At 38.2% G+C, this 12,328-nt stretch carries 13 protein-coding genes and 1 pseudogene; 10 read left to right on the top strand and 4 right to left on the bottom strand.

Going from position 1 to position 12,328, the window contains the following annotated elements:
- The first annotated feature begins 26 nt into the window (after positions 1–26).
- From G3341_RS06340 to G3341_RS06300, 10 genes and pseudogenes are all read left to right on the top strand, one after another.
- On the top strand, positions 27–380 hold the full coding sequence (locus G3341_RS06340; RefSeq protein WP_163860924.1) for a hypothetical protein: 354 nt from the start codon (positions 27–29) through the stop codon (positions 378–380).
- A 40-nt stretch (positions 381–420) separates the two neighbouring features.
- Complete coding sequence (locus tag G3341_RS20440; RefSeq protein ID WP_167520913.1) at positions 421–582, top strand: hypothetical protein; 162 nt, start codon at positions 421–423, stop codon at positions 580–582.
- A gap of 120 nt (positions 583–702) precedes the next feature.
- Positions 703–1,404 carry a hypothetical protein gene (locus tag G3341_RS06335; RefSeq protein WP_163860923.1) on the top strand — a complete coding sequence of 234 codons (702 nt, stop codon included), beginning with the start codon at positions 703–705 and terminating at the stop codon, positions 1,402–1,404.
- Between the two features lie 206 nt (positions 1,405–1,610).
- Positions 1,611–1,847 (top strand): hypothetical protein, encoded by a 237-nt coding sequence (locus G3341_RS06330; RefSeq protein WP_163860922.1) that lies wholly within the window; start codon positions 1,611–1,613, stop codon positions 1,845–1,847.
- Entirely contained in the window at positions 1,840–2,163 is a 324-nt protein-coding gene (locus G3341_RS06325) for a phage protein NinX family protein (protein ID WP_163860921.1), read from the top strand. The genes G3341_RS06330 and G3341_RS06325 overlap by 8 nt, the downstream gene beginning before the upstream one ends.
- Positions 2,164–2,165: 2 nt before the next feature.
- Positions 2,166–2,417, top strand: a complete 252-nt coding sequence (locus G3341_RS06320) for a hypothetical protein (protein WP_163860920.1) — start codon at positions 2,166–2,168, stop codon at positions 2,415–2,417.
- Positions 2,418–2,438: 21 nt separating this feature from the next.
- Positions 2,439–2,630 (top strand): hypothetical protein, encoded by a 192-nt coding sequence (locus G3341_RS06315; RefSeq protein ID WP_163860919.1) that lies wholly within the window; start codon positions 2,439–2,441, stop codon positions 2,628–2,630.
- A gap of 16 nt (positions 2,631–2,646) precedes the next feature.
- Positions 2,647–2,853 (top strand): DUF4060 family protein, encoded by a 207-nt coding sequence (locus tag G3341_RS06310; RefSeq protein WP_163860918.1) that lies wholly within the window; start codon positions 2,647–2,649, stop codon positions 2,851–2,853.
- 421 nt (positions 2,854–3,274) lie between these two features.
- Entirely contained in the window at positions 3,275–4,321 is a 1,047-nt protein-coding gene (locus G3341_RS06305) for a tyrosine-type recombinase/integrase (RefSeq protein WP_163860917.1), read from the top strand.
- A 51-nt stretch (positions 4,322–4,372) separates the two neighbouring features.
- Positions 4,373–4,978, top strand: a pseudogene (locus tag G3341_RS06300) (helix-turn-helix transcriptional regulator); the annotation flags it as partial.
- A 274-nt stretch (positions 4,979–5,252) separates the two neighbouring features.
- Here G3341_RS06300 and G3341_RS20645 read toward each other — a convergent pair.
- From G3341_RS20645 to prfB, 4 genes are all read right to left on the bottom strand, one after another.
- The gene (locus tag G3341_RS20645; RefSeq protein ID WP_244316484.1) at positions 5,253–8,441 is read right to left on the bottom strand and encodes a hypothetical protein; all 3,189 of its coding nucleotides are present in this window, start codon (positions 8,439–8,441) and stop codon (positions 5,253–5,255) included.
- Between the two features lie 26 nt (positions 8,442–8,467).
- Complete coding sequence (locus G3341_RS06290; RefSeq protein ID WP_154625090.1) at positions 8,468–9,004, bottom strand: hypothetical protein; 537 nt, start codon at positions 9,002–9,004, stop codon at positions 8,468–8,470.
- 629 nt (positions 9,005–9,633) lie between these two features.
- Entirely contained in the window at positions 9,634–11,151 is a 1,518-nt protein-coding gene (gene lysS, locus G3341_RS06285; protein WP_154624309.1) for a lysine--tRNA ligase, read from the bottom strand.
- A 7-nt stretch (positions 11,152–11,158) separates the two neighbouring features.
- A protein-coding gene (gene prfB, locus G3341_RS06280) for a peptide chain release factor 2 (RefSeq protein WP_154624310.1) occupies positions 11,159–12,260 on the bottom strand; the annotation gives its coding sequence in 2 pieces (ribosomal slippage) (positions 11,159–12,181 and positions 12,183–12,260; 1,101 coding nt in all).
- Positions 12,261–12,328: the final 68 nt, after the last annotated feature.

The following is a 12,328-nucleotide window of genomic DNA, read 5'->3' as shown; positions in this document are numbered from 1 at the left end:
ATGTGATTTAACCAAAGGATATAACCATGCAACCTAAATTAGTTTATTCACCTTTGAGCGTGGATGGGATTCGCTTTAGCCTTTATAGCAATGGCGACATATTTTTAGAAACTAAAATTCACGAAAAAAGAAAGGTTGATACTTTAATTTTCGCTGACTCTGGGAAACCCTGGATGCCAAAACATAAGAACTTTAATAGCTTATGCAAACAAATGGTTCGTGAAGGTGATTTTATCGAAATTGAAAAGGAATTAGAGAAGCACAGGAAATTAAAGTCATCAGTCAAAGCAAGATCATTTGATGTTTACAACGCAGTTATCTCTGGTGATATGCAATTAGCAACGGAAATTTGCCAGAAGATTCAAAAGCAAAACAAATAATCACGGACTCAGTGCAAGGATGCAAACAGGAGATAGATATATGAATAATGAAAATTGTAGTTTTGAAGAATGGCACGATTTATTAATGCAGGTAGCAGCAGACCACGGCGGTAGCGCAGCAGATGCAGACGCATGGCGTGATGATTACGAAGTAGGAAAAACACCACTTGAAGCGTGGGTTGATGAATGGGGTGAGGATTAATCAGGGAAAGGAATGATTTATGCAATGAAAGTAGCGCCACATATGTATTGATTCAGTCTCTTAGGTGTGGATTAGTCACATGGATGTGAGTATGATTCCTGCTTTAAATAAGGAGGGGTTATGAAACGGAATATTGATGATTTCGACGGAATGAAAGATTTTATTATTAGCATTGTTGGTGCTGTCGCTTGGTTTCTAGTAGTAGCAATCATAACAATTGGTTACTTCACTATAGATACAAAAGGTGAAAGCATAATGTTAAGCTACACATCAACAATATTTACTATAATTTCATCTATTAGTATTTTAGTGACTATTCTAACATATCACGGAAGTAAGAAGCATAATGAAACCATAGAAATAAAAAGAAATGAACTTAACGCAAAAAAATCAATTCATTTTATAAAGCAAGAAACTATTTTCTTAAAAAAACTACTCGAAGATAATATATCCGCATTTGAACTTTTAATGAAAATTGAATATGAAAAATTAACCATATTTCAAAACAATAACACCATAGCAATATATATTTTCCTTAAAGAAGATGACCCGTTATATACTACATCGGTGGTAATACATAGATTAAATGGGATATTAAACAATGGATATATCGAAAAGCTATTTGGAATAAAACAGTACGAGCGCCAGATAAATAACATTGAGAGTCTTATCTTATCAATAAGGCAAAATGATATCCATTACGATAGACTACCATCATCAATAACAAATAACATAAAACAAGCAAAATATGAGTTTCAACAAAATATAATGTTTAGTAAATCAATAATAAATAACTTTGATAGTGTTATAAATATAATCTAGCTTCCAACCCTGCACTAGCAGGGTTTTTTATACCTAAAATTCAGAGTAAAAATTAATGCAAATAATCGGATATGTATTACTCATGCTAATACAGGGTTCTGCTGTGCCTGTATCTGAGAAAATATACACACAGCAAGAATGCGAGAGCCGTGCTATGCAGATAATGCAGGTGCGGGATGTTGAGATTAAGTGCGGAGAGGTATGGAATGAAAGTTAAATTATTAAATGATGGCGGTTATAGCGGTCATGAAGGATTCGCTTTTACTAAAAAGTTTCCCATTATCGCTAATCTAATGAGAATAGATGGAGGGATAAGTGATGGCCTTGCATACGTATCTGGCGAGGAGATGATTAACATTGGATGCGTGTGTAACCGTAAAGAAGTTTTTAATTCGCCATTTTCTTTTTATATAGGTTACGAATGCGAGATTATTAATGAATAAATACACCGAACTATCTGACTTCGAGATTAATAAAAAAGTTGCAGAATATATAATTCCTGCTGGTGATTGGTATGTTATTAATAAAAAAACCGGAAATGCTGTTGGGTGCTTTGGGACTGGTAGGTTCGACCCGTGCAATAAATACAATGATGCAATGCCGATTATTATTGGTTTCAAAATAAGCATGTACTTTGTTAATGATAATATCGGATGGGCTGCTCGTGATAGCAATACAGATTACGGCGAACTTGAGTGTACTGATAAAAATTACTGTCGTGCTGCTATGATTTTATTCTTGTTAATGAAGGATATTTAGACATGAAAGAGAAAGGAATTTATCGTAAATTAATGCTTTTAAATGATGGTGGACATAGCGAATTAAAAGATATCAAATTCCCTCTTGAAGTTGATGGTGAACTTGATAGCAAGTTTTTAGCAGTAGTTGATAAGTCTGAGTTTTATTTTGATGACGATGAATTAAACAACAGTCGTGATTATTTTATTTTTGTAATTGGTAGGGAGTGTGAATTAATTGATGATATTCCTGTCGATTGTCATTCAATGCTTTAATTTAGATGAAGGATTCGGAGAATGAATAACATAAACATAGGCGATAAAGTAACTCTTATTGATGATGGTCATTCTGATTACTGTGGATATATTGATGGTGATATTTTGACAGTAATCGAAATAAATACACTTGATTATTTTAAATATGTTTGTGGAGATGGAATAAATCATAACTGCCGATTTAAAGAATCTGAAATAGAAAAATACAATTAAATAGCATAGGTGAATTATGAAATTAATAATTCGCGGCGAAGTCACGCCCACAGAAAGGATTGCTATTAATGCGGCACTGGAAGCCAATAAAAAGAATCACAACCGAACAGGAATAATCGTTAATCACAAAATAAAGATAGGAAAGAATATCTACCCTGTTGAAATAGAAAACTACCGTAAATCATATATGGTAACAATGAGAAATAAAAGGCAGAGAATATGAATGAGCAGATATTAGAAAACGGACGTCGAAAGATGCAAGGGGATGCAGAGACAAATTAAAGCAACTCAAAAAGCTCAGCGATAAACAAAGCACAGCAATACTTAAAGACTACCTACCAAAGTTTCAATTAACACTCAGCGAAAAACACAAGAAATTCCCACCTATTATGTGGTTGACTTGGTACGTCAACTCTATCGATAAGGAGATTAATAGTGGATGACTCATATTACACAGTAGAAGAATATTCGAAGCTATTGAACCTATCAAAAAGCACTATATACAGAAAGCCATCAAAATATTACATGTTTAAAGTTGGCGGATCATGGCGCGCAAACAAGGAAAGCCTGAAAAAGTTTGAACAGGCACAGTTTAACGATAATAATGTCTATCGGCTGGCTGTAGTCGGTAGTGGGAGGAAAACATGCCGATCTACAAAAGAGGTAAGAAATACTGGGTTGACGTTACAGCACCAAGCGGAGAAAGAATTAGAAAACCTGCTGGCACGGAGGATAAAGTCAAAGCCCAAGAGTATCATGACAAGTTAAAACATGACCTATGGCAAATGGAAAAACTGGACAGGATGCCGGATAGGTCGTTTGAGGAAATGATGTTACTGGCTTTAAAAGATGCCGAAGGACAAGCGTCATTTCCTACAAAACTGGCCTACGCTGAATATTTCCAACGTGTATTTAAAGGAAGGAAAATATCTACAATAACCAGTGATGAAATAGCCAACTCTTTGCCCGTTTACAATCCAAAAACAAAGAGAAAGCTATCCAATGCAACACAGAATAGATATCGTTCTTTTATTATGCGTGCTTTTTCACTTGCTCACAAGATGGGATGGTTGCTGAAATCATCCTACATACCAAGGATGAAAGAACCTACTGTCAGGGTTCGATGGTTAGAAAAGTGGGAAGCTGAGCTTCTCCTATCTAACATCAAAATTAAGTGGATGAGGGATTTTGTTTCTATTGCTATTTTAACAGGCATGAGAAAAAGCGAAATATTATCGCTTAAGTGGAAGAGCGTAGATCTAATTAGAAGAGTTGCTCATGTAACTGCTGATAATGCAAAGTCAGGACGCGCTAGACCTGTTCCGCTAAATGATGTGGCCATTGAAATTCTAAATGGAATAGAAAAGGATGGTGATTACGTATTTTCCAATAATGGAAAGCGAAGGAGTTGTCATTATCGAGAGTGTTATGATCAGGCATTGATTGATTCCGGCATAACTGATTTCACTTTTCACGACCTCAGACACACGTGGGCAAGTTGGCACGCACAAAGTGGAACGCCACTCATGGTGTTAAAAGAAATGGGAGGATGGGAAACATTAGAAATGGTTCAGAAATACGCTCACTTTAGCGGTCAACATTTAACCAAATATAGCGAGCACGTCACAATTTCGACACAGCCTAAGAATGAAGCCAGTCAAAAGCCACATCTAACACTTTTAACTGGCTGATGTACAACGATTAATTTTAAACATCCAGAATTCAAAATCACTTCAACTTTAGATTATGAATCTGAGTGTGAGTTTCTTTCAATATCCTTAGAAGATCAATTTTTGCGTGAGTTCATGAATCACTATGGTAGCCAATTAAGTGAAATTGAGCGCTCAGATAATAGTAGCCATGATGTGATTAAATTTACCACATCAGCCATTATTGATGACCTAAAGAATAGTTTTAAAAACCTTATTAAACAACAATGTCCACCATTACTGGAATCATTGCGTATTTCTGAATTTCTTTTGTTACTCTCTTATAGTGAGCAAGGATCACAACTACTTTCAAACCTAAGACAACTCACCAATCGACAGGCTGAACGTTTACAGAATTTTATGGAAAATAATTTTTTAAAGGAATGGAAACTTGCTGAATTTGCAAAAACCTTCGGTATGGGGTTAACAACATTTAAAGAATTATTTAATACTGTTTACTCAACCTCACCACGTTCATGGATTAGTGAGAAAAGAATTATGTATGCACACCAATTGCTCATCAACACTCAAATGAGTATTGTGGAAATATCAATGGAGGCGGGTTTTTCAAGCCAATCTTATTTCACCCAAAGTTATCGTAAACGCTTTGGATTTACACCTAGTAAATCGAGAAGTTAGCCAATTAATTTGAGTAACTAAACGACAAAGAATACATGCCCTGTCAGTGATAGCAGTGCCCATTCACTGTATACTGACAGAAAGGCACATCTTATGGCCATGTAATGAAACACAGCCTTTCTTATCCCACCAACGCTATTAGTTTAGAGGTGGACAGTCTATTAATTAAACCTTTATATCGCATCGATAATTTGTGAATAATATGTCTATCGATAACGTCATAAAAAAGGCCGTATTACTAATATGTAAACGGCCTTTTTTGATCTGTTATACGTTATTTAACGCTAATGATTTTTAAATCGATAATTGACATGGAGTTTGGTGGTATTTGTCCAGGTATACCATCAACCCCATAACCACCTTCCGGTTTGATATAAACCTTAACCATACCCCCTTCACCCGCCTTCTCAATAAATGAGTTCAACGGAACAGGTAACTCATTATAAGGTAATGTGACTGGATTCTTATCCGTATATAACACCGTCACGGTTCCATCGGTAAGCTGTTCACGCATAATAAATGTGATACTTTTCTTCTTCACATTACTAATTGGCTTACCTTTTTGTAGGATCTTATAATACGTAAAGGCATCAAGTTTGCTATATTTCTGCTTGGTGATTTCTTCAATCATTTTTTGATTGCGTTTTTTATTTTCTTCCGCAATCGCATTGAGTTCTTTCTGTGTGAGTTGTTTTACAGATGGACGAACCGCAGCAGCACCTGTAGACGATGGTTTTGCTTTTAGCTTATCGTTCTCTTCTTGAAGCTGCATCACCTTTTTATTCAGCTCCATAATTTGCGATTTCAGTGCTTCATCTGAAGATAAGAATTTTTGTTGCTTTAACTCAGATTGCAACGTTTTCAACTGTTCTTTCGCGGTTGCTAATTCTTTTTGCAATTGAGCACTATCAGACAGCTGCTTTTTCAATTTCTCTAATTCAGCACGCTGAGCTTGATATTTTGTATCAATCGTTTTCAGCTTTTCAGCGTCTAATTTTAATGCACTGATTTGCTTATTAGCTTCTGCTAATCGTTTGTCAATTTCAACTGCCTGTTTATCTTTTGCAGTAACGTCGCTCTCAAGGCGCTGAATTTTTTGTTCACGCTCTTTAACTTGCTTTTCAATTTCTGCTTTTTGGGTTTGCAGTTGCTGCTGAGCGACTTTCAGTTCCGCTTCTAACGTTTTTTTCTGCTCTACTTGCGCTATTTGAGCAGCTAACATAATTTGCGATTTCGCAACCTGTTGTTCATGCTCTTTTAACTTGGCTTGCAACTGCTGATTTTGTTCCGCTAGCTGCTTCGCTGCTGCCTGCTGCTGGGCCAATGCCTCACGGGTCGCTTGGCTGTCAGCTTCCACTTTCTTCGACGCCTGCTCTTGCTGCTTCAATAACGCCACTTGCTGGTTCAGATCAGCGGTCAACGCTTTAACCTGTTGATCTGACGCTTGTGCCATTAACTGTTTTTGCTTCTCAACCTCTTTTTGCAGCTGTGCAACATCCGCATTAGCTTGCTTCAACTGCGCTTGCGCCGTCGCATAATTCTGTTCTTGTTGCGCTAATTTCGCTTGCAGTTGCTGTTGTGTTTTTTCGTTACTTGCAGACTGCTTCGCCAACGCCTCTTGTTCAGCTTTTTGAGATTGTAGCTGTTGTTGTGCAGCTTTTAGTTCTGCCTCTAACTTCTTCTTCTGTTCAGACTGTGCCATCTGTGCAGTCAACGTGGCTTGCAGTTTTGCTGCCTGTTGCTCATGCTCTTTTAACTTGGCTTGCAACTGCTGATTTTGTTCCGCTAGCTGCTTCGCTGCCGCCTGCTGCTGTGCCAATGCCTCACGGGTCGCTTGGCTGTCAGCTTCCGCTTTCTTCGACGCCTGCTCTTGCTGCTTTAATAACGCCACTTGCTGGTTCAGATCAGCGGTCAACGCTTTAACCTGTTGATCTGACGCTTGTGTCATTAACTGTTTTTGCTTCTCAATCTCTTTTTGCAGCTGTGCGACATCCGCATTAGCTTGCTTCAACTGCGCTTGCGCCGTCGCATAATTCTGTTCTTGTTGCGCTAATTTCGCTTGCAGCTGTTGCTGTGTTTTTTCGTTGCTTGCAGACTGCTTCGCTAACGCTTCTTGTTCTGCTTTACCCGCTTTTAATTGTTGTTGCGCTAATTTTAGCTCAGCCTCAAAAGCTTTAGATGTTTCTTGCTGCTTAGCCAATTCGGCTTGAATATCACTATTTTGTTTTTGAGCTAACTGAAGAGCTGCTTCTTTTTGCTTCAGCAGTTCCTTCTGTTTTTCAAGGGAAGCCGTGACAAGTTTAACTTGTTCATCACTGCTTTTATTTAACCTATCGGCTTGTTCTTTTGCATCAGTTTCTAATTTAGCTAATTGCTCGGTTAATTGTTGAACTTGCTTCTGTGCATTTTCAAATTGTGATTGTGCTCGTACGAGTTCTTTATCTTTTTCTACTAACTGCTTTTCAGCGGCTGTTTGCGCTTGAATACTGTTACTTAATTTCTTTTCAAGCGCGTCAATGGCCTGCTGAGCTTGCTGATTATTTAATGTCAGTTGTTCTAAACTATGTTGCTTTTCAGTCAGCGTATTTTTAACCGCGGTGAGTTCATCGGTGAGTAATACAATGGTTTCTTTATCATCCGTTGCATTTAGCTTTTCTCTTAATAAAGCAACCTGATTCTTGTTTTCAGTCAGCTGGTTATTAATGCGCTCTATTTCAAATTGCTTCTCAGCAATTTCATGGCTCAATTCCGCAACACTTTTATTATGTGCGATTAACTTTTCAACTAATTGCCTATCAGTTAAAAGCTGCTTATAAGCAATTAACTGACCAGCACCTTGAGCAGCACCAAACTTAAATAAGTGTGTTGACTGTTGTTGTGCTAATAAGTCAGCGAGCTGTTCTAAATAGTCGGTATTGTCACGTAATACATGGGTTGAGTATTTGGCGGAATAAAGCCCCAACGGATCCAAAACAAGCTGATATTTCGCAAAGTCTTTCGATAAATACTGGGGATGCCATTGCGTTGAATTAAAGAAATAAGGGTAGGAAGACAATAGCAAAGACTGGTGTGCTGAACCAGTTTGTTGTGCTGTTGTGTTTTCAGGTAATGGACATTCAGACAACGGCACCGTTGTTTTTTCTGTTGGTTGTGTAACAACCTTTGTCGTCGTGACTTTTGGCTGAGTTTGTTTCGTTACCGAACCTTGTGCCTTAGGCTGAGTTCGTACAGACGTTTTTCCTTGCCCAACGTTTCTACCCGCCGCAGATTTGGATTTTTCTTTTGGCTCAGGCGCAAGTGGTAAAGATGAAAATGAGTCATAGCCCTGACTTTGAATATTCAGTGGTTTTTCAGGCAATTTTCCTTCCTGCTCTAATTGCAGGTAAGTGTCAAAGTCATCAATGACGTTATTAAAGCTATCCGATTTTGCTAATTGACTAAAAGTAGCCGAAAAAATGGCCAATGATATACAAAGCCTTAGGTTAATTCTCATAATCCACTAATTTTTTCCAATGTTGATTCGGTAGACAAGACTGAGTTATAACGAACTTTGGCACAAAGCACCTTTGTTTTAGCTTCTATTGCCATCTGTAATAATTCGATCGTATCTGGACTCGCTGTTGAGGAGACTTGTTTATAGAGTTGATTTATTTCGCTCACCTCTTTAAACGAACCAACTAAGCGATTGTAATCTGCTGGTGACAGTGTTTTTAAAGCATTAAGCTCTTTAATGCAGGTATTTAAATGTTGAAATGATTCTTGGTCATTTCCAGTGGCATTTAATCCCATCGAACGCTGTTCTGTCGGTTTTTTACTAATAGCCGAGTTTAAAGCAGACTGGGAATCAGCATAGGAATAATCCATATACTGCTGTTTTGTTTCAGAAGAATTAGAAGCAGATGCGGTTGAGGTTATCGCTTCCTTTTTCTCTGTATTATCCGTGTGATAGCCCAAAGAACAGCCAGAGAGCATCGTCGTCCCAACTAAAAGCAGAGATGCAACAATAAATTTATCTTTTAAAAACATATGGTTACCTTACCAGCACTTTTTCTTCGCTATTATAATGAGATCCAAGAAACCTAGTGTAAGCTAAAATTTATCTATTTTCTATAATCCCCAATCTAGAAATAGATTCATCTCATAAATTTTGGTTAATTATTTTAATCTTAGCATTAAATCAGAACTAACCACACTCTTTTTAATGTGACAATAAACTAAAGAACACTTAATTTGAGTTTTATAAATAATCACGACAACAAATTATCATCTTACAAACCGAGTGGTAACTTTTATTTGGTAAATGATCTGTTATCTCAAGCGAGTCGCTATAGGAAATTGATTTTTCGAATAAAGTAAAATATTTCAATTGAGAAATATTTTCTAACAAAAAAATAAATTGACAGCGTTACACGATTGGCATTGGCTTAAATAAATTACACTTAATATGTTATCAATATAATTTATATTGATTATGTGTTTTTACCTACTTGGGAATAATAGATAATCTATATCTATTACCATACAAATATATCACTCAATCAGTTTCACTTAAGTTACGATTTTATCGTGTTAGACGGTCTTCTTTTATGAATTAAATAGTTTGGGATGAGATAAAATTATGCCCAGAAATATCTGGGCATAATGATGGTATCAAATTAAGCTTTCGATGGGCGTAATGCAGGGAATAAAATAACATCACGAATAGTATGGCTGTCGGTAAACAACATCACCATACGGTCAATACCAATGCCTAACCCAGCAGTTGGTGGTAAACCATGTTCTAATGCCGTCACATAGTCTTCATCATAGAACATTGCTTCATCATCGCCTTCATCTTTATGACGAACTTGTTCAGCAAAACGTTCCGCTTGGTCTTCTGCATCATTCAACTCAGAGAAACCATTACCGATTTCACGGCCACCAATAAAGAATTCAAAACGATCCGTAATAAACGGATTGTCATCATTACGACGTGCCAAAGGCGAAACTTCCGCTGGGTATTCAATGATAAACGTTGGCTGGATCAAATGACTTTCAGCAACTTCTTCGAAAATTTCACACTGAACACGTCCTAATCCCCAACTCTTTTCAATCTTAATACCAAGAGATTGTGCAATCGCAACCGCTTTATCCATGTCATCCAAATCGGCAACATTGGTTTCAGGACGATACTTGCAAATGGCTTCTTTCATTGTCAATTTGGCAAATGGTTTGCCAAAATCGAACTCTTGATCACCATATTTCACCACGGTGTTACCAAGTACTTTTTGCGCTAGCGTACGGAATAATTCCTCGGTCAAGTCGATCAAGTCGCGATAGTCCGCATATGCCATATAGAGTTCCATCATAGTGAACTCAGGGTTATGACGTGGTGATAAACCTTCATTACGGAAGTTACGGTTGATTTCAAACACACGCTCGAAGCCACCAACAACCAAACGCTTTAGATATAGCTCAGGCGCAATACGCAAGTACATGTCAATATCAAGTGCATTATGGTGGGTAATAAATGGACGAGCAGAAGCACCACCAGGAATGACCTGCATCATTGGTGTTTCAACTTCCATAAAGCCTTTGCCTACCATAAAATTGCGTAATTCGGCCAAGATTTTAGAACGAACCATGAAGGTATGGCGTGATTCATCATTAGCAATTAGGTCAAGGTAACGTTGACGATAACGAGTTTCCTGATCGGCTAGACCGTGGAACTTGTCTGGTAACGGACGTAATGCTTTGGTTAACAAACGCACTTCGTGGCAGTGAACGGTTAATTCACCTGTTTTGGTTTTAAATAAGCGACCTTTTGCACCTAAAATATCGCCTAAATCCCATTTCTTAAATTGTTCGTTATAAACGCCTTCCGCTAAATCATCGCGAGAAACATAAATTTGAATACGACCACCCACATCTTGCAGTGTCGCAAATGATGCTTTCCCCATAATACGGCGCGTCATCATACGGCCCGCAATGGCAACTTCGATGTTTAAATCTTCGAGTTCTTCTGCGGATTTTTCATCGTACTGTGCGTGGATCTTATCCGACGTGATATCACGACGGAAATCATTTGGGAATGGAACCCCTTTTTCACGTAAAGTGACCAGTTTTTCTCTACGTGTTTTTAATTCGTTATTCAAATCGGGGGCTTGTTCTGCGCCCTGTTGTTGCTGAGACATTTTTTCCTCACAGGCCAGCTTTCAAGCTAGCTTCAATGAATTTATCCAAATCACCATCCAGTACGGCTTGCGTATTTCGCGTTTCCACACCAGTACGTAAATCTTTAATACGTGCATCATCAAGGACATAAGAACGAATTTGGCTTCCCCAACCAATATCCGATTTATTCTCTTCCATCGCTTGTTTGTCAGCATTCTTTTTCTGCATTTCCAGTTCGTACAGCTTCGCTTTCAACTGGCGCATAGCTTGATCTTTGTTTTTATGTTGCGAGCGGTCATTTTGACACTGGGTCACAATATTGGTCGGTATGTGGGTAATACGTACCGCTGATTCTGTTTTGTTGACGTGCTGCCCACCCGCACCAGACGCACGGTACACATCAATGCGTAAATCAGCTGGGTTAATTTCGATATCAATATCGTCATCAACTTCTGGGTAAATAAATGCTGAACTAAATGAAGTATGACGACGCCCACCAGAGTCAAAGGGACTTTTACGAACTAAGCGATGAACACCGGACTCGGTTTTAAGCCATCCGTACGCGTAATCCCCAATGACTTTAATTGTTGCGGATTTTAAACCGGCAACGTCACCGTCTGACTCTTCAATAATTTCTGTTTTGAAACCTTTCGATTCAGCCCAACGGAGATACATACGCATCAGCATACTTGCCCAATCTTGCGCTTCCGTACCACCAGAGCCGGCTTGTAGATCGATATAGCAATCGGCACTGTCATATTCACCAGAGAACATCCGGCGAAACTCAAGTTGTTCTAATTTGCCCTGTAGCTGATTTAACTCTTCACCCGCTTCATTAAAGGTATCTTCATCATCGGCTTCAATTGCCAGTTCAAGTAAACCTTCCACATCTTCAAGGCCTTGAGTCAGCTGATCGATAGTATCGACGATAGCTTCAAGCGATGAGCGCTCTTTACCTAACGCCTGTGCTCTTTCAGGCTCATTCCAAACATCAGGTTGTTCAAGCTCTGCGTTAACTTCTTCTAAGCGTTCTTTCTTGGCATCATAGTCAAAGATACCCCCTAAGAACCGCTGTGCGCTCAGACAAGTCCTGAATCTTACTTTTTACTGGGTTTATTTCAAACGTCATTTTTCAATGTCTTATGTTTGGTCGTTATAAATAGAATGAATTCTTTAGAAACCGTCAATTATAACGAA

Source organism: Providencia vermicola, assembly GCF_010748935.1.
Classification (GTDB): domain Bacteria; phylum Pseudomonadota; class Gammaproteobacteria; order Enterobacterales; family Enterobacteriaceae; genus Providencia; species Providencia zhejiangensis.
This window is presented reverse-complemented; position numbering and strand designations above follow the sequence as displayed.